Genomic DNA, 16445 nt, shown 5'->3' with positions numbered 1-16445 from the left:
AGACCATCCCGACACGCTCACGACGCGCCACAACATCGCCTACTGGCACGCCCAAGCCGGCGAGATCCAGCCCGCCATCGCCGCCTTCGAGGACCTGCTCGCCGACCGGACCCGCGTGCTCGGCCCAGACCATCCCGACACGCTCGCGATGCGCCACAACATCGCCTCCTACCGCGCCCAAGCCGGCGAGATCCAACCCGCCATCGCCGCCTTCGAGGACCTCCTCGCCGCCCAGACCCGCGTGCTCGGCACGGATCATCCAGAGACGCTCGGGACACGCCAGAACATCGCCTCCTACCGCGCCCAAGTCGGGGAGATCGAGCCCGCCATCGCCGGCTTCGAGGACCTGCTCGCCGACCAGATCCGCCTGCTCGGCCCGGACCATCCCGAGACGCTCGGGACGCGCCACTGGATTGCACAATTGAAGGGCGACATCCGCGCGCACGACCAGGCGCTGGCGGGTTTCGAGCAACTCATCCGGGATGCGACCGATGCCCTCGGCGCGGACCATGCCCAGACCTTGCGCGCCCGCAGCCGCCGCGCCTACGTCCTCGCCCAAGCGGGGCGGACCTCAGAGGCGATCGCCGCCGCGGAGACCCTGCTGGCGGACCAGACCCGCGCCCTCGGCGCGGACCATGCCGACACGCGCACCACGGCCGAGCGGCTGGCGCAATGGCGCGGGGAGGCGGGCTAAGGTCGCGGCGCCTGGACCGTGGCGCCGGCAAGAACGCCTCCCGCGCCGACGCCGAGGCCTTCCAGGCGCATCGCAAATGGGTGCTGGGGATCGAAGGCGCCGGCCGCACCGGCTACTGTCGGCGCGCGAGCCGTTCGACGCCATCCAGGGCGGGCAGAAAGGAATTGAGGGACAGACCACGAATAGATGTGTCCCCGGAGCGGCCAGATCGCTTTAGGCCGATTGCTCGCTCCCACGCGCCGCGAGCCAGCTCTTGAGCGACTGCTGACTCTCCGGCGACGGCCTTGATCATCATTCCGGCCAAGCGGCGGGCATGGCAGGGGCCGAAGGAATGCGCCTGCTGTCCCGCACCATCAACGCAGCCACTGGCGCGACTGGATCTCTCTGGTGACCCCGCTCCCGGAGGAATTGAGGGACAGACCACGAATAGATGTGTCCCCGGAGCGGCCAGATCCCTTTAGGCCGATTGCTCGCTCCCACGCGCCGCGAGCCAGCTCTTGAGCGACTGCTGACTCTCCGGCGACGGCCTTGATCATCATTCCGGCCAAGCGGCGGGCATGGCAGGGGCCGAAGGAATGCGTCTGCTGTCCCGCACCATCAACGCAGCCACTGGCGCGACTGGATCTCTCTGGTGACCCCGCTCCCGCGGTGTCACCGCCTCCCGGCGCTCCGCGCCCACCCGCCGCGCTCGCTGTCCCAAGGCCGCTGCCGACCTCGTCGCCCCGTCACACCCCGCGGGGCGCAGAGCGCCGAAGAGCGCGTGACACCGCGGGAGCGGTGTCACGAGCAGGACCTCGGGTCATGGCGGCCGGAACGATGATCAAGGCCCCGGCGACGGAGTCCTGGCGAGAAGGCCCGCGACGCTGATGTCCTCGTCCAATGCCGGTCAGTGAATACCTCCGGGCTCATGCCAGCCTTCCACCCATGTTGCCTGATGGGACAAGCTCACCGGTGCGACGCCATATCCGCCGCGACATCCTGAATCACCTTCGGATTCCTGCGCGCGATTGCCAGGAGGGTGCGCGCGGCGCATGTCGCCTGCCGCGAAGACGCCCGGGATGCTGGTCTGATAGGCGGCGGGGCCTTCGGTGCTGCCTTGGACGTTGCCGCGGGGGTCCAGCGCCAGGCCCTTCTGCTCCTTCAGCTCGGCGAGCATGCCCTCGTGCACGGGGTGCACGAAGCCCATGGCAAGCAGCACCAGGTCGGCCTTGAAGCTGGCCTCGGAGCCCGGGACCTCGGACATCTGCCAGCGGCCTTGCTCGTCCTTGTCCCAGCGCACCAGCACATAATTGAGCGCGCTGACGTTGCCGTCGCCGTCGTGCTCGAAGGACTTGGTGAGCACGTTACAGTGGCGCTCGCAGCCTTCTTCTTGGGATGTCGAAGTGCGGAGCTTGTTCGGCCAGTTCGGCCAGTTCGGCCAGGTGAGGCCCTTGTCTTCCTTGGCCGGGGGCTTGTCGAGGATCTCGATCTGGGTGATGGACTTGGCGCCGTGGCGGTTGCTGGTGCCGATGCCGTCCGAGCCCGTGTCGCCGCCGCCGATGACCACGACGTGCTTGCCTTGGGCGCTGATGAAGTCCTCATCGGGCACGGCCACGCCCGGCACGCGCTTGGAGTTGGCGCGCAGGAAGTCCATCGCGAAGTGGATGCCGGCGTAGCTGCGCCCCGGCACGTCCAGATCGCGGGGCTTCTCGCTGCCGCCGGAGAGGACCACGGCGTCGTAGTCGGCCATGAGCTTGGCCACGGGCAGGTCCACGCCGATGTGGCAGTGGGTGTGGAACTCCACGCCCTCGGCGCGCATCTGCGCCATGCGCCGGTCGATGAGCGCCCTCGCCGGGCTTGCGCCGGGGACTGCACGCCGCGAGAATCCGGCAGAACCGCGTCGTTCAGTGGACTATACACCGGAGCCAAACCATGCCGGACCTCAACGACTTGATTGCCATCGACCCCGACATCCGCGGCGGCAAGCCCTGTATCCGGGGCACCCGCATCACCGTCTACGATCTGTTGGAATACCTCGCCGGCGGCATGTCCGAGGCGGAGATCTTGGCGGACTTTCCGAGCCTGCGCCCGGAACACCTGCGCGCGGCGCTGATGTTCGCCGCCCAACGGGAGCGGCGCCTGGCCACGGCAGCCCCAGATGAAGCTGCTGCTTGACGAGAACCTCAGCCCCCGGCTCGCCACCTTGCTCGCCGCGCATTACCCCGGCACCACCCAGGTCGAGTTACTCGGCCTGCGCGGGGCCAGCGACACAACGGTATGGGAGCTGGCACGCACGCAAGGCTATGTCCTCGTCTCCAAGGACAACGACTTTCGTCAGCGCAGCTTTCAGTACGGCGCACCGCCCAAAGTCGTCTGGCTCAAGGTCGGCAACGCCGGCACCGCAGCAATCCACCGACTACTGACGCAGTCCCACTCAGCCATCGCACGTTTCGTCGCCGACCCCGAAGAGGCGCTACTGGTAATCGCGCAAGCGCGCCGGACGTGACTGCGGCAGGCCGGTGGAGAGCGAGCGTGTTGCCGTATACGCTATGGCGCTGCGCGGTCTCGTGACGCTTGAGCCCGACCCCGACAAGCGGCTGAAGTATGCCGATTTCGTGGACATCTATGCCAACCTGAGCGACACCGAGCGCGAGCAGTACGAACGCGACTATCCCGAGGAGAACAGAACCATGCAGTCGTTTTCCACCCGTATGCGCGAAGAAGGCGAGAAGATCGGCATCCAAGTCGGAGAAGCCAACGTCGTGCTGTTCCAGCTTGAGCAGAAATTCGGCCCCATGCCGGAAGCCGTCCGCCGACGGGTCCAACGAGCCGACCCCGCCACACTGCTGCGCTGGTCCGGGCGGGTTCTGACGGAAAACAGCAGCGACGAGGTGCTGCGGTAACCGACACCGCCAGCGAAGCCGCCGTTGCCGATCCCGACCCTGCACATCGCCGACGAGGCACTCGGGCGGCCACGGCAGCCCGTGCCGCGCCGACTCGTTCGTCTCGCCACTGGGCTCACCGGCATCGACTCCCGTGACCTGCTCGCCGTGCTACGAAACGGCGACGAGCCGTAGATGCCTGCTGCCGTGTAGCGCCGTTCCTCGGGCGATTAAACGTGGTCTGTCCCTGTTTTCCCGCCGTCCCTGTTTTCCCGCCATTAAACGTGGTCTGTCCCTGTTTTCCTGTTTTCCCGCAAGGTCGGCAACGCCGGCACCGCAGCAATCCACCGACTACTGACGCAGTCCCACTCAGCCATCGCACGTTTCGTCGCCGACCCCGAAGAGGCGCTACTGGTAATCGCGCAAGCGCGCCGGACGTGACTGCGGCAGGCCGGTGGAGAGCGAGCGTGTTGCCGTATACGCTATGGCGCTGCGCGGTCTTGTGACGCTTGAGCCCGACCCCGACAAGCGGCTGAAGTATGCCGATTTCGTGGACATCTATGCCAACCTGAGCGACACCGAGCGCGAGCAGTACGAACGCGACTATCCCGAGGAGAACAGAACCATGCAGTCGTTTTCCACCCGTATGCGCGAAGAAGGCGAGAAGATCGGCATCCAAGTCGGAGAAGCCAACGTCGTGCTGTTCCAGCTTGAGCAGAAATTCGGCCCCATGCCGGAAGCCGTCCGCCGACGGGTCCAACGAGCCGACCCCGCCACCCTGCTACGCTGGTCCGGGCGGGTTCTGACGGAAAACAGCAGCGACGAGGTGCTGCGGTAACCGACACCGCCAGCGAAGCCGCCGTTGCCGATCCCGAGCCTGCGCATCGACGACGAAGCACTCGGGCAGCCACGGCAGCCCGTGCCGCGCCGACTCGTTCGTCTCGCCACTGGGCTCACCGGCATCGACTCCCGTGACCTGCTCGCCGTGCTACGAAACGGCGACGAGCCGTAGATGCCTGCTGCCGTGTAGCGCCGTTCCTCGGGCGATTAGACGTGGTCTGTCCCTGTTTTCCCGCTGTTTTCCCGCTGTTTGTCCCTGTTTTCCCGCTGTTTTCCCATGTCCCTGTTTTCCCACCGCCGATCTGCTGAACCGCGTCGGCGCCACCCAAGAGCCCGTGTTCCTCTCCGCGCTGGAGACCGTGCTGGAGGTCCTGCCGCCCTCGCGCGCCTTCACCGGCATCGACCCACTGGACGCCGTCGCCCCCGCCGCCGGCGACTTCGAGGCCCTGGAGAACCTGCGCCGGCTCGCCTTCGCGGATCGGGTGGACCGGCCGACGCAGTTGGGGTTGTGGGAGGACAACGCCTGAGCACGCTTGGCTCGGCGGCCGCCGGGATACAATGTCGCTCATCCGCCGATACACCACCGGAGCATCTCATGCCAGGCACCACCCTGATCCACGTGCCCATCGACGAGGCGGTGGAGGCCCGGGCCAATGCGACATTGGCCGCCATGGGTCTGTCCGTCGCCGATGCCGTGCGGGTCTTCCTGACTCGCGTCGCCGCCGATCAGCGCCTTCCGTTTGCCCTGGACGTTCCGAACGCGGAAACCCGTGCGGCGATGATGGAGGCCGAAGACCTGGTGCGCGCCCGCAGCGCCCGCTTTGCAACGCCGGACGCATTGTTCGATGCCCTCGAAAAGACCGGCGGCGAGTAAACGCGCACCGCTGCCCCGCGCTGCAGACTACACCAAGGCCTTTCTCAAGGACTGGCGGCGCTTATCTCGCTCCGGCCGGTACGATATGCACCGGCTCAAGGAGGCCATGCTGCAGTTGATCGCCAACGACGGCCCGCTCGGGCCGGAATGGCTGGATCATGCCCTGGTGGGCAACTGGGAGGGACACCGGGAGTGCCACATCGGCGGTGACTTTCTGCTGGCCTATCGGGTGGACGATTCGCAGACACCGGGTTTGATGGTCTTCGTGCGTGCCGGTACCCATGCCGACCTCTTCGAATAGGCTGCGCCATGCGTTGAGCGGCACGTCGGCGTCTACGCCATCGTCAACAAAATAAAGGGGCAGGTGCGGGGCTTGGACGCCGCTTAGCGCAACCGCGCCGAGCTTATCCGCTTCTCCCTTTGGGACAGCGCCGGGGTGAGAGAAACGAAACGGCTATGGCGAGCAGCGCATACATGCTTCGGGGTGGCGCTGGCCGCCATAGCCGTTAGGATCAGGGCGAGACAGTCGGACGCGAGCATTGCATCGCACGCTCGACATCCCAGGCGCTAAGCCGGGGACGTCGAACCGACGCGGTGCCACTCGTCAGCCATTCGCTTGGCGAAAGGCCGGCCACACGTGCGCGGTGGCGAGCTCCTGTAGATCGAGCAGCTCGGCGAGGCCGCCGCGCAGTCCGCTGCTCGATCTGCGGGTGTCGGCGATGAGCCCGGGATGGACCGCCCAAGCCAGCCGTTTGCGCTGCTTGGGCGCGAAGTATTGGGTGCCGGTCCTGCAGCAGAACTGCCAGGCACCCTGCGGATTGGCCCGATATTCGCTCGCAGTCCAATAGAGCTCGTCCTGGAGGTTCGTGAACGTCCGTTTCAGGCGGCGACTGCGCGTGATGCGGAAGCCTTGTTGCGAGTTCCCGCCTCCGTAGTACAGCCGTCCGATCTCGCTGCAGTTGACGTGACGACCGGAGCGTGGCGAGCGCCCGGTGCAGCCGGCGGCCGAGCACAGACGCCAGCTCTTGCCACCCGCAAACCCGATGTGGTTGAGCCAAGTCGTCCAGGCCTGCGCGGCCCACCAGGTCATGGCGCCGCTCAGGGGGTCGAAATCCTCGGGCACGAGACAATGCGCGCCGACGGCATCGGTGACTACGGGGGTCAGGTTGATGATCCGAGTCACGATCGTATCGTCGAACCGGCACTGGGTTTGGAACAGGTCGGCGTCCGCGGTCCAGGTGAGGCCGTCCAGGCCGGCGTCGATGTCGTAGACAAGGTTGACCCTCTGTGAGCGACAACTCAGCATCGGGATTTCCTCACCCTCTTGGTAGGAGATTGGAGCGGCAAAGGGCAGCCCGTACGCAGGATTAGGTCTTGTCATGACGATGTCCCCAGCTCGATTCGTTGGTGTTCTCATCCGCGGTAAGCCTCGTGCGCGGTGCCGCGTCTTGAACCGGTTCCCAAATTCGCATCGACGCGCAACGACTTTCCGCAATGAAGCCTAGGACACCATGTGAGCTGCCGGGTAAAGATTTGTAATCCCACGTCAGACAAGGACTTCGCCGCCGCGGGGCTGCCCACCGCGCATCGCTCACCGGACTCGCCCGCAACAGCGGGAGCGCACAGTCGGCGCGGCACCGCCCCCGTGGGTTCCCTGTCCTGCACAGGCCTCCCTAAAGCTCGCCCCACATCCGCACCAGGTTGCTGTAGCTGCGGTCCACCAGCGCGGTGTGCTCGGCGGCGGGAGCGGACTTGAGCAGATGCTCCCGGGCCAGATTGAGCTCGTACAGAAGCTCGCGCCGCGCAGGGTCGCGCACATAGCTCTGAATCCAGGTCAGCGCCACCAGGCGCGCGCCGCGCGTCACCTCGGCGACCTGGTGCAGGCTGGAGGACGGGTAGACGACCGCGTCGCCGGCCGGCAGCTTGACGCGCTGCTCGCCGAAGCTGGTGCGGATCACGAGCTCGCCGCCGTCGTAGTCGGCGGCGCGTTCAGGAACACGGTCATCGACACGTCCGAGCGAAAGCGCGGCCCGCTGCTGCCCATGATCGGGTCATCCACGTGCTCGCCGTACGCCATGCCGGGCCGATAGCGGGCGAAGATCGGGTCCGCCACGCGATACGGCAGCACGCCGAAGCGGAAGGTCTCGTTATGGCCCAGGCTCGCCATCAGGACTCGGATCAGGCGCTGGATTCGCTCCGGCTCCTGCCCCAGCTTCTCGTTGCGCTTCACCCGTGCGGCCGCAAAGCCGGCACTGAGCTTGCCGTCGACGAAAGAACATCAAAAGAACTGGTAGCGCGAGATAACCCGAACGTCGATTCCCGGCTTCGTAAGACCTCCACCCGCCCGCGGCGACCCTGTGGGCGGTCCGCGGGCGGGCGAGATCGGCGGCGGACGCGGCGGCTCACCGATGGGGGTTCCGGGGACAGTGCGGCCTGGCAAGGCCGCGTGATCTAGCGGGTGGAAGTCCCGCCTGGGTAATCGTGAACCGCGAGCCCAGTATTCAGCCTTGCGGCGTGGACGGTAACGGACACGTCGATGCTTCGGCTGATGCGCAGGCGAGGTGCAAAGGTAACGGGTGAAGCCGCCCCTGAAGGTGTTGAGCCCCGAAAAGAACGGTCGGGAGTGCCGACGGGTTTGTCCCCCCGGCAGGCAACAACCCGTGTCGCGTCATCTCCCCGCGGATCGCCGAGAGCCAGTTAAGTAAACTATCCCCGGAATCGCGGATCGCCGAGAGTGGGTTAAGTAAACTGTCCCCGGAATCCAGGTTTGGTTCAGCGAGGTCAGCCCCCGCCCCCACGACACCGGCATGGTGACCATGGCCTCCCAGCGCCAGAACGAGTCTGCCGGTGGACACCCGCCGCGACGCCATCGCCGCCAGCGCCGTCATCTACGGCGGTATGGACGCGACGGCCATCGGCTACGACGGCGTCGCCGAAGCGCTAACCGTGCCCGAGTCGGATCTGCGGCTATTCGGCAAGCCCGAGGCCTTCGCGCGCCGACGCATGGGTGTCGCCTTGGCGCGCGGCGAAGACATCGACCAAGCGCGGGCGCGGGCGAAGCAGGTGGCGGCGGCGGTCGAGACGCGGCCGAGCTGATCCGCGGCGGCGTCGGGGCAGGTCACCGGGCGGGCCAGCGCAACAAACTTGTTGCGCAACAATTCCGTATTGTTCGTACTCCTGCCGAGGAAGAGCCCGCCACCAGGCGGACAAGGGAAGAACGGCTACAATCGGCGCAAGCCCTCGATCAGAGCACATTGCCATGCGTGCAGACGTCGAATCCGTCCTCGCCGAGGCCAAACAGTTGCCCGCTGCCGACCAAGCCAAACTGCTGTCGGCGCTCTACGACCTCGTCGCCCCCACGACGCCCGAGTGGGAGGCCGCCTGGGATCGGGAATGCGCCGACAGGCTCGCGGCCTATCGCCGTGGCGAGCTGAATGCAGTGGACTCCGAGCAGGCGATGGAGGCGCTGAGGCGCAAGCATGGCCTCGAATGAAGGTCCGCGAGCTCACCGTCGCGCTTGCCGAGCTCGACGCGGCTCTCGGCCACTATCGCGACATCGACCCGCGTCTCGCGGCGGCATTGCTCGCTGAGGTCGACGCGGCAAAGCAGGCCATCCGGCGATTCCCGAGCGCCTGGAAGCGGTTCCGCAGTGGCGTGCGCGGTTTCACGCTACGACGCTTCCCATACACCATCATCTACCAAGCAACCGACGACGAGATTCTGATCGTCGCCTACGCGCATCAGCGTCGGCAACCGCAATACTGGCTGAAACGGGTGTAGGGCGCCGACGGGGATCAGCTCAATGGTTGGGCGTTGCGACACTCGACTGGCAAATGCACCAACGAGAAAGCGGCCGTTGGGCCGCTTTCCGGTCTCGCCGCTAACCCGCGAGGCGGGTGCAGTCGGTTCGCGGACGCGGCACAGCCGCGCTCAAGACCTGCGCTGCCAGGCGCGCGGATCTCGGCTGCCGTGCATGATGGCGATAACGACAATCGCATCGTCCTCGACGCGGTAGAAAACCCCGAAGGGAAAGCGACGGAGGACTGCGCGACGAGTTTGCCGGTGCACGATTGGGTATGTTTCGGGGTTCTCGGCAATGCGGTCGAGCGCATCAAGCACCTGTTCGAGGAAATTGTCCCCGAGGCCCGGGCGTTGTCGCTCGTACCATGTGCTTGCCTGCTCGATGTCGTCCCGTGCCTCCGGGCGTACATAAACAGCAGCGCTCACAACCGCTTGCGGATGTCGGCGATCACCTCGGAGGCCGGCTGTCCGCGATCGGCGTCGGCGGCATAGGCATCCAGCCGGCGGTCGAGCTCATCGCGCTGTGCCGCGGTCAACGGCAGGTTGTGCTGGTCCGCGGCGATGCTGTCCCACAGGTCTTCCACCAAGCGTATTCGCTCGGCAATCGGCAATCGGCGAAGCTCGGCTTGCATCTCCATCATCTCCCGAAAGCAACTGTTTGTTCGGCGTGGTTCGGCAACGACGATGAGCCCGCCAACGACCGTTGACGCCTAACGCGAGATTAGGTGCTCGTATGAACCGCGTCAACGCAATTGGTCCGCGGGTTGCGTGGTGCAGAAGGCCGGTCGGCGCGGCGGTCAGGCGTCGCGCGGATGGCCGTGCTCAAGCCGCCAATCCCCGCCCACACAGCTCCTTGATCTGATGGCGAATCGCCGCCGCGCGCTCGAACCCCAGCTCCCTCGCGGCGCGGTACATGTCGCGCTCCAGCGCCTTGACCTTGGCGGCCATCTGCGCCGGGGTGAGGTCGGCGTACTCGGCGATCTGCTCGGCGACGCGTGCATACTCGCGGGCGCCGCGCGGGGCGCCAGAGGCGTGCGCCTCGAACGGATAACGGATAACGGATAACGGAACGGATAGGAAATCCAAGCCACCCTGAGCGTCCAGGTTGGCCCGCGGAATGAGGCTAGCGGGGGTGGGGTGCGGGGTCAATGCCCAACTGCGGGGCTGACGGGCGTCGGGGCGGTGCAGGCGCGCGCGTTCTGGGGGGCCGGCAGCGGCATCTTCGGGGCAGGGTGACACGGGCAGACGAGAGGGGCTGCACCTTTCCCTGCGAGAGAGACGGTGGCTACCAGGAGACGCGCTGATCGAACGCGAAGTCGGACTCGGGCTGTTTGAGGAGGTCCCAGTCCGGCATCGGCTCGGGTGCCTCGTCCCAGGCGGGCGGTCCGCGGGCGGGCGAGATCGGCGGCGGACGCGGCGCTCACCGATGTGAGTGAGGATCTGCTCGACGGGCGCGGCCTCGGTGAAGAAGGCGATGATGCGCATGTCCGCGCCGCAGTTGGGACAGACCAGCGGCAGCGACTCGAACAGCCGGGCCAGCAGCAGCTAAATGGTGACCCCCTTTCTCTTGCTCCCGGCGCCGAACCCGGGCAGCTCGCGCCCCGCGGCCGCACCAGCCGCCACGGCGGCGACGGGCCGCCCGCAGGGATCAGCCGCGTCCTCTGCAGCGGCTCAGCCGCAGCCCGGCGAGACCGACGGCGAACAGCAGGAGCGTCGCCGGCAGCGGGGTCTGGGCGACTGCCGAGGCCGCGTAATCCCCGAACAAGACAAAATTGCCCAGGGCATACCGGCCCACGGCGCTTGAAGGCCCAAACGTCAGGACTGTATAGATCGGGTTTGCAGGGTTTTGGAAGTCGATCGAGCCGAGGTAGGGTCCGTTGCCGTTACCGGTGAAGACGAGCGAGCGGGCGTCCAGCGTGGTGGAGATCTCCACCAACGTGCCGGCGCTCGTGACCAGATCCGCAAGCCCCCAGGTATCCGCACCGAAGGTGAAGCCGAGATCGCGGTTCGTGAGGCTGAAGAAGTCGAAGGTGCCGTCGCCGGGGTCGTCGAACGTGAGGAAGCCCGTGCCGACGATCGGCGGCTCCACGCTTCCGGTGTCGGTATTGTCGAACTCGAAATTGAAGGTGAAGGGCGCCGCGGCGGCGGGCAGCGCGGCCAGGGTGAGCGCGCCGGCCAGGGCCAGCGCCGACAAACGGATGGGTTTCAGTAGGGTCATGGTTCGGGTGCTCCTGGGAGTCGGTACATTCGCTTGGACGATAGGCAACGCCGAGCCATCCGGCGTGAGCGCATCAGTCATTCGAAAGCAATACTTGGGCCAAAAAAAAACAAATAAAGACAATCGGTTGAAAGCTCGCCGTCTATTTGCCGGCGATCCAGTGTAAAAAATCCTGACAGTTGTCAGTCCGTGTCTAGCACCGTGCGGCCTGTGCAGACGAAGGCAAGCGTCCGCTGCTCGCCGCGCCAAGACCCAGTTTTCTCAATCAATCCCTGATCTTGAGCTGCGCCAGGAGGCAGCGCCGGCTTGCATCCAGCCGTGTCGCCCTGCGCCACGATGCCCGTGGGGCGACAACCGACAGGCTGCGCTGACTGTAAAGTCGGCTTTACAGCAGTGACTCCGTTCCCGCTCGGCGGGACGAGGCGCTTGCAGGACGTAGGGGTCAAGGACGTAGGGGTCACCATTTAGCTGACCCCGCTCAATAGGCGGTGAAAAAGCACCGGCAGGGTCTACCATCGAATTTGCAGGTCCGGAATCGCCCCGGAATCCCCGACCTCGACCGGCACACCGGCTTTGCCTTTGTTGATCCACTCCGTGTGGGGCTGGAAGATGGAGAAGGCCTTCTCGTGGTGGGGGATGCGCTCGCCGCTCAGGAAGGTTGGTGTCCGTGGCGTGAATCCGATCGTAGTCGGCGTTCAGACCCAGTCGCAGCACGCCCAAGACCAAGATCTTCCATTGCTCCATGCCGGGCCGCCCCATGTCGGGGTTCGAGCCCCTTGGCCTTCAAGTGCTCGCCAGGCCGCCCTCGCCGGGGACTGCACGCCGCGAGAATCCACGAACACCGCGTCATTCAGTGGACTACACGCCGGAGCCAAACCATGCCGGATCTCAACGACCTGATTGTCATCGACCCCGACGTCCGCGGCGGCAAACCCTGTATCCGGGGCACCCGCATCACGGCCCACGATCTGTTGGAATACCTCGCCGCCGGCATGACCGAGGCGGAGATCTTGGCGGACATTCCGCGCCTGCGCCCGGAACACCTGCGAGCGGCGCTGATGTTCGCCGCCCAACGGGAGCGGCGCCTGGCCGCGGCAGCCCCCAGGAAGCTGCTGCTTAACGAGAACCTGAGCCCCCGGCTCGCCGTCTTGCTCGCCGAGCAGTACCCCGGCACCACCCAGGTCGCGTTACTGTCTCAGTCAGCTTGGCGAGACGGGAGCAGCAGTGAATGGGCATCAACGCCATCGTCATCACCGAGAATGCGCACGGGCACTCCGCGGAAGCGTTCGCAGAGCGGCTCGATGCCCACCCCTGGGGCCGCCGGGCGGCCCATCGCCGCGATGGCCGCTTCCTGTGGGAGCCCTTCGACTGGGAGTGCAGGCCGTACTTCACCTGGCTGAGCGCGCCGCGGTGGCGCTATCTCGGCTTGGGTTGGGCGGAAGATGAACAAGCCGTGGCTGCACAAGGGGACGGTGCACGGCCGGAGTCGCTCGGGCCGGATCCGAACAACTCGGTCCAGATCACCTTCCTGAAGATCATGCTGGCCGTCGAGCGCATCACCGGCGGGCCGATCTACCTAGGCCTGGATGCCGTCGGCTTCCGAATGCCGGAGGATGCGACCGGCCCGCGGGGCGAATTCTGGCTGCCGCCGCGACTCGACGACTGGCTGGAGGATTGGCGCTCCGTGGACAGCCTACAGCCGAAAGAGCCTGGGCTGATCTACTAGGCGGCAGCCCCTTGGTGAAGATTCAACAATTGCCGGCACACTCGTCGATCGGGTCAGCGTGGCGCTACCCGACGTTGGGCTATCGCAGCCGGGAGAAAGATATCTCGCGCCGAGACATAAAGGCGCAGAGAAAAGAAGAGGACAAGCGGAGAGGGATAGAGATTCAAGAAAAAGATTCAGCGGCAGAGACTTGTGGGGCATTGCGTTGGTGGAATTGACCAATTCTGTTTTCCGTTTTCTGTTTCTGCCCTTCGCGGCTCTCCGTCTCTGCGCGAACTTCTTCTTCTATTTCTCGTCCCGAAGTTCATGTCAGCCGGGCGCCCAGTCACAGAGCAGCCGGCGAAGAGCTTCAAGAAAGTTCAATCTCTAGCGAGGCTGCGCCCCAAGCCGACGGGCCATGATTTCGCTGCGGTGGGCCTTGATCAGTCCTCGTTTGCATTGGATATGCCCAGCGTCTTTGGTCCGTAGTCGATGACCCACTCTCCCTGCTTCCAGTATGCATAGGCGTCTTCATCGGTAATCTCGATTTCAAGGTCGAAGTGGGCAATCCGGTAATCGCGAAAGCTTCCGTCGGCGCGGTAGACGCGAAAAAACACCCCGCCGTGGATATCACGGCACAGCATGCCTTTCAGCTTCTCGATTTTCTCCGGCTTTGTCTTATAGCGCATCGCGGATCAACGTTCTCGTAGTCGTAATGTCGCGCCACTGGGTCAGGCCTCGTTGTCGGCGATATCGCGGTCAATTTCCGTGCGTCGTCTTCTGGCGTAGCTCCAGGCGTTGGCAAGGTTCTCGGCCGTCAACGTCGGGTAGCACCGAAGGATGTCCGCATCGCTGGTTCCCAATCGACGTGCTTGCTCCAGTATCCACACCGGAATACGTCTGCGCACAATGCGTGCTGCACCGCCGCAGACGCCGGTCGTTTTCTCGATCCCCGGCGCGGCCGCGCCCAGATCCTGGGCAAGCCATTTCAGAAGCTGCGCCTTGTCACCTGGGGAGAGTCCGGGGAGCAACGCTTTGATAGTCCGCAGTTCTGAGCTCATGGCGGGTTCTCTGGGAGATCGGTTCGATGCTGCCTTACTTTGTTCGGACCTTTCGCCACAAGATCTTCCCCAGGGTTGCCTGATCGGACAAGCTCACCGGTGCGACGCCATGTCCGCCGCGACCTCCTGAATCACCTTCGGATTCCTGCGTGCGATGGCCAGGAGGGTGCGCGCGGCGCCAGTCGGCTGCTCGCGCTCATGCTCCCATGCCTCGATGGTGTCGACAGACACGCCGAGCAGTTCGGCAAACTGCGCCTGGGACAGCCCGGTTTGCTGCCGGGCTGCAAAGGCGGGCGGCCAGACGACCCGACCCTCTCCAGCTTTCATTTCCCGGACTGCTTGCAGCACATCGGCGGCGAGGTCGCGGTCGGCCTCGTATTCCTCCAATGCGTCCTCGGTCAGCGGCTCAGTCTTCGAGTGCATCGCGGATCGCCTCAAGTCTTGGGCCTGTGAGGTTATCGGTCTTCGATTTGGCGTAGAGCGTCAGGAGGACGATTTCACCGGCGGCAGTTCGACTGTAGTAGACGACACGGACGCCACCGGACTTGCCCGAGCATGGCCGCCGCCAGCGAACCTTGCGCAGGCCGCCCGACTCCGGAACGACATCGCTCGCCTCTGGGCGCTGCGCGATGTAAGCGCAGAACGCGCCACGCTCTTCCTCGGTCCAGTACAGCGGCCACTGACGCTGGAACAGCGGCGTTTCGATGACCGTCAGCATGGCGCAAGCATAGGTCTTGACGACGCCTGCGTCCAAGTTTGCGGCGCCCGCAAGCGCCAGGCGCAGCGGTCTGGCTTGGGCGGACGGAGACTTCGCGCCACGATTGCCATCAGAAAAGCGGCCCGTAGGCCGCTTCTTCCCAAGTCCCCGGCCTCCCTGCCGCGCACCGCCCTCACCGCGGCAAGTCGGTGCTCCCCATCAACCACTCATCCACCGCCCGTGCGCACTGGCGCCCCTCCCGGATGGCCCAGACCACCAGCGATTGCCCGCGGCGCATGTCGCCGGCGGCGAAGACGCCGGGGATGTTGGTCTGGTAGGCGGCGGGGCCGTCGGTGGCGCCTTGGACGTTGCCGCGGGGGTCCAGCGCCAGGCCCTTCTGCTCCTTCAGCTCGGCGAGCATGCCTTCGTGCACCGGGTGGACGAAGCCCATGGCGAGCAGTACCAGGTCGGCCTTGAAGCTGGCCTCGGAGCCCGGGACCTCCGACATCTGCCAGCGGCCTTGCTCGTCCTTGTCCCAGCGCACCAGCACATAATTGAGCGCGCTGACGTTGCCGTCGCCGTCGTGCTCGAAGGACTTGGTGAGCAGGTTCCACAGCCGCTCGCACCTGCTTGATGGCCGAGCGCTCCGGATTGCGCGAGCCGTCCGCCAGCGGCCGGTAGCGCTCCGGCTCCTCGCCGCCCTCGCCGGTGTTGGACTTGCCGCCGATGGCGTTCATCGCGCGGGCCAGCGTCGAGCGCGCCTCGTAGCTGATGGAACCGAACGACATGGCCCCGGTGGCGAAACGCTTGACGATCTCCACCGCCGGCTTGACCTCATCGATGGGGACGGGCTCATCCGCCCATTTCAGCTCCATCAGGCCGCGGAAGGTCAGCAGGCGCTCGTTCTGCTCGTTGATGAGCTTGGAGTACTCCGCGAAGGTGGATGCAGAGTTGGCGCGGGTCGCGTGCTGGAGCTTCGCGATGCTGTCCGGCGACCAGACGTGATCCTCGCCGCGCAGCCGATAGGTGTAGTCGCCGCCGACGTCTAAGTGCTTGCGCAGGATCTGCTCGTTGCCGTAGCCACGATCAGCGACACCCTTTTGCCGCCGCATCGGCCGGCCAGTATGCTGCATGTCTGAGCGCGTCCACGCATTGCGCTGTCCCGCCGCAAGGCTGCGATTCGGCAAGCGAATCCGCAATTCCTGCTGACGGCATCGAGGTGTTTTTGAGCCACGACCAGAACTTCAAGAACCTGATCGTCGACTACCCGCACGACGCGGTGCAATTCTTCGCCGCCGCCGAGGCCGCGCATGTGGACAAGCGTGTGCGCATCATCCCGATCCGTGAGGAGCAACTGAAGGAACGGCTCGGCGATCGGTTTCGGGAGCTGGACGTGCCGCTGCTGGTCGAATGGCCCGACGGCCGCCGCGAGGCCGTGCTGCTGGTGCTGGAGGAAGAGTCGGACACCTCCAAGTTCTCGATCCACCGCTTGGCGCACTACTGCCTGGACTTAGCCGAGCTGTTCAAGACGGACCGAGTCGTGCCCGTGGCCATATTCCTGCGCGAAGGGCAGCGGCCAGAGGAACTGATCCTCGGCGGCGATCACCACCGCTATCTCGCCTTCCGCTACCTGGCCTGCGCGCTGCCCGACCTGCCCTGGCAAAAACTGGCGTGACAGCGACAACATCGTCGCT

25 protein-coding genes and 5 pseudogenes are annotated in these 16445 nt (G+C 65.7%); 16 read left to right on the top strand and 14 right to left on the bottom strand.

Features of this window, described 5'->3' with window-relative positions:
- The coding region (locus ML01_RS23730; protein ID WP_156427949.1) for a tetratricopeptide repeat protein at window positions 1–694 on the top strand (694 nt) is incomplete at its 5' end.
- Between the two features lie 1024 nt (window positions 695–1718).
- Here ML01_RS23730 and ML01_RS23725 read toward each other — a convergent pair.
- Window positions 1719–2519: pseudogene (locus ML01_RS23725) on the bottom strand (FAD-dependent oxidoreductase); the annotation flags it as partial.
- Between the two features lie 86 nt (window positions 2520–2605).
- On the opposite strand from ML01_RS23725, the gene ML01_RS23720 reads away from it, so the two are divergent.
- The 9 genes from ML01_RS23720 to ML01_RS23690 all read left to right on the top strand — a co-directional run bounded on the left by ML01_RS23720 (window position 2606) and on the right by ML01_RS23690 (window position 5570).
- On the top strand, window positions 2606–2848 hold the full coding sequence (locus ML01_RS23720; RefSeq protein WP_058557864.1) for a DUF433 domain-containing protein: 243 nt from the start codon (window positions 2606–2608) through the stop codon (window positions 2846–2848).
- Window positions 2832–3179, top strand: coding sequence for a DUF5615 family PIN-like protein (locus ML01_RS23715; protein ID WP_058557863.1), 348 nt, complete (start codon window positions 2832–2834; stop codon window positions 3177–3179). The genes ML01_RS23720 and ML01_RS23715 overlap by 17 nt, the downstream gene beginning before the upstream one ends.
- Window positions 3180–3222: 43 nt before the next feature.
- Entirely contained in the window at window positions 3223–3576 is a 354-nt protein-coding gene (locus ML01_RS23710) for a hypothetical protein (protein WP_058557862.1), read from the top strand.
- 24 nt (window positions 3577–3600) lie between these two features.
- Window positions 3601–3750 carry a hypothetical protein gene (locus tag ML01_RS29280; protein ID WP_156427948.1) on the top strand — a complete coding sequence of 50 codons (150 nt, stop codon included), beginning with the start codon at window positions 3601–3603 and terminating at the stop codon, window positions 3748–3750.
- 289 nt (window positions 3751–4039) lie between these two features.
- Window positions 4040–4393 carry a hypothetical protein gene (locus tag ML01_RS23705; RefSeq protein WP_058557862.1) on the top strand — a complete coding sequence of 118 codons (354 nt, stop codon included), beginning with the start codon at window positions 4040–4042 and terminating at the stop codon, window positions 4391–4393.
- Window positions 4394–4417: 24 nt separating this feature from the next.
- Complete coding sequence (locus ML01_RS29275) at window positions 4418–4567, top strand: hypothetical protein (protein ID WP_156427947.1); 150 nt, start codon at window positions 4418–4420, stop codon at window positions 4565–4567.
- A gap of 163 nt (window positions 4568–4730) precedes the next feature.
- Complete coding sequence (locus tag ML01_RS23700; protein ID WP_058557861.1) at window positions 4731–4922, top strand: hypothetical protein; 192 nt, start codon at window positions 4731–4733, stop codon at window positions 4920–4922.
- Window positions 4923–4990: 68 nt separating this feature from the next.
- Window positions 4991–5269: a type II toxin-antitoxin system RelB/DinJ family antitoxin gene (locus tag ML01_RS23695; protein ID WP_058557860.1), complete on the top strand. Its 279-nt coding sequence runs from the start codon at window positions 4991–4993 to the stop codon at window positions 5267–5269.
- Window positions 5241–5570 carry a type II toxin-antitoxin system YafQ family toxin gene (locus ML01_RS23690; protein ID WP_058557859.1) on the top strand — a complete coding sequence of 110 codons (330 nt, stop codon included), beginning with the start codon at window positions 5241–5243 and terminating at the stop codon, window positions 5568–5570. The genes ML01_RS23695 and ML01_RS23690 overlap by 29 nt, the downstream gene beginning before the upstream one ends.
- Before the next feature lie 303 nt (window positions 5571–5873).
- Here the strand turns inward: ML01_RS23690 and ML01_RS23685 are convergent, their stop codons facing one another.
- From ML01_RS23685 to ML01_RS30855, 3 genes are all read right to left on the bottom strand, one after another.
- Entirely contained in the window at window positions 5874–6686 is an 813-nt protein-coding gene (locus tag ML01_RS23685) for a DUF1566 domain-containing protein (RefSeq protein ID WP_082674600.1), read from the bottom strand.
- A gap of 256 nt (window positions 6687–6942) precedes the next feature.
- Window positions 6943–7227 (bottom strand): hypothetical protein, encoded by a 285-nt coding sequence (locus ML01_RS30860; RefSeq protein WP_254045370.1) that lies wholly within the window; start codon window positions 7225–7227, stop codon window positions 6943–6945.
- Window positions 7224–7499 (bottom strand): hypothetical protein, encoded by a 276-nt coding sequence (locus tag ML01_RS30855; RefSeq protein WP_254045369.1) that lies wholly within the window; start codon window positions 7497–7499, stop codon window positions 7224–7226. The genes ML01_RS30860 and ML01_RS30855 overlap by 4 nt, the downstream gene beginning before the upstream one ends.
- A 520-nt stretch (window positions 7500–8019) precedes the next feature.
- Here ML01_RS30855 and ML01_RS23675 point away from each other — a divergent pair.
- The 3 genes and pseudogenes from ML01_RS23675 to ML01_RS23665 all read left to right on the top strand — a co-directional run.
- Window positions 8020–8365: pseudogene (locus ML01_RS23675) on the top strand (phosphoribosylglycinamide formyltransferase 2); the annotation flags it as partial.
- 163 nt (window positions 8366–8528) lie between these two features.
- Complete coding sequence (locus tag ML01_RS23670; RefSeq protein ID WP_058557856.1) at window positions 8529–8762, top strand: addiction module protein; 234 nt, start codon at window positions 8529–8531, stop codon at window positions 8760–8762.
- Window positions 8759–9049 (top strand): type II toxin-antitoxin system RelE/ParE family toxin, encoded by a 291-nt coding sequence (locus tag ML01_RS23665; RefSeq protein ID WP_058557855.1) that lies wholly within the window; start codon window positions 8759–8761, stop codon window positions 9047–9049. Before ML01_RS23670 ends, ML01_RS23665 begins: the two co-directional genes overlap by 4 nt.
- Window positions 9050–9199: 150 nt before the next feature.
- On the opposite strand, the gene ML01_RS23660 is transcribed toward ML01_RS23665, so the two are convergent.
- From ML01_RS23660 to ML01_RS23645, 4 genes are all read right to left on the bottom strand, one after another.
- Complete coding sequence (locus tag ML01_RS23660) at window positions 9200–9496, bottom strand: type II toxin-antitoxin system RelE/ParE family toxin (RefSeq protein ID WP_058557854.1); 297 nt, start codon at window positions 9494–9496, stop codon at window positions 9200–9202.
- Window positions 9493–9702, bottom strand: coding sequence for an addiction module protein (locus ML01_RS23655; protein ID WP_082674603.1), 210 nt, complete (start codon window positions 9700–9702; stop codon window positions 9493–9495). Before ML01_RS23655 ends, ML01_RS23660 begins: the two co-directional genes overlap by 4 nt.
- Before the next feature lie 190 nt (window positions 9703–9892).
- Window positions 9893–10219, bottom strand: a complete 327-nt coding sequence (locus ML01_RS31520) for a UvrB/UvrC motif-containing protein (protein ID WP_058557852.1) — start codon at window positions 10217–10219, stop codon at window positions 9893–9895.
- A gap of 499 nt (window positions 10220–10718) precedes the next feature.
- Window positions 10719–11369: a PEP-CTERM sorting domain-containing protein gene (locus ML01_RS23645; RefSeq protein ID WP_156427946.1), complete on the bottom strand. Its 651-nt coding sequence runs from the start codon at window positions 11367–11369 to the stop codon at window positions 10719–10721.
- 797 nt (window positions 11370–12166) lie between these two features.
- On the opposite strand from ML01_RS23645, the pseudogene ML01_RS30845 reads away from it, so the two are divergent.
- Window positions 12167–12376, top strand: a pseudogene (locus ML01_RS30845) (DUF433 domain-containing protein); the annotation flags it as partial.
- Between the two features lie 140 nt (window positions 12377–12516).
- Window positions 12517–13014: a hypothetical protein gene (locus tag ML01_RS30840; protein ID WP_058557850.1), complete on the top strand. Its 498-nt coding sequence runs from the start codon at window positions 12517–12519 to the stop codon at window positions 13012–13014.
- A gap of 422 nt (window positions 13015–13436) precedes the next feature.
- Here the strand turns inward: ML01_RS30840 and ML01_RS23635 are convergent, their stop codons facing one another.
- The 6 genes and pseudogenes from ML01_RS23635 to ML01_RS29260 form a co-directional block, all read right to left on the bottom strand.
- Window positions 13437–13682, bottom strand: a complete 246-nt coding sequence (locus tag ML01_RS23635; protein ID WP_058557849.1) for a hypothetical protein — start codon at window positions 13680–13682, stop codon at window positions 13437–13439.
- Between the two features lie 42 nt (window positions 13683–13724).
- Entirely contained in the window at window positions 13725–14054 is a 330-nt protein-coding gene (locus ML01_RS27905; protein WP_082674595.1) for a DUF433 domain-containing protein, read from the bottom strand.
- Between the two features lie 93 nt (window positions 14055–14147).
- Window positions 14148–14441, bottom strand: coding sequence for a helix-turn-helix domain-containing protein (locus tag ML01_RS23630; RefSeq protein ID WP_371258241.1), 294 nt, complete (start codon window positions 14439–14441; stop codon window positions 14148–14150).
- A gap of 19 nt (window positions 14442–14460) precedes the next feature.
- A complete protein-coding gene (locus ML01_RS23625) occupies window positions 14461–14772 on the bottom strand; it encodes a hypothetical protein (protein ID WP_058557866.1) in 312 nt (103 codons plus the stop codon).
- Between the two features lie 172 nt (window positions 14773–14944).
- Window positions 14945–15379 (bottom strand): annotated as a pseudogene (locus ML01_RS29265) (FAD-dependent oxidoreductase); the annotation flags it as partial.
- Window positions 15375–15836: pseudogene (locus tag ML01_RS29260) on the bottom strand (glutamate synthase-related protein); the annotation flags it as partial. The pseudogenes ML01_RS29265 and ML01_RS29260, both read right to left, overlap by 5 nt.
- 140 nt (window positions 15837–15976) lie before the next feature.
- Here ML01_RS29260 and ML01_RS31515 point away from each other — a divergent pair.
- Complete coding sequence (locus ML01_RS31515) at window positions 15977–16426, top strand: hypothetical protein (RefSeq protein WP_371258240.1); 450 nt, start codon at window positions 15977–15979, stop codon at window positions 16424–16426.
- Window positions 16427–16445: the final 19 nt, after the last annotated feature.

The organism is Thiohalocapsa sp. ML1 (assembly GCF_001469165.1).
Lineage (GTDB): Bacteria > Pseudomonadota > Gammaproteobacteria > Chromatiales > Chromatiaceae > Thiohalocapsa.
Note: the sequence above shows the minus strand (reverse complement) of the source record. Positions and strands in the feature narration are given on the sequence as shown.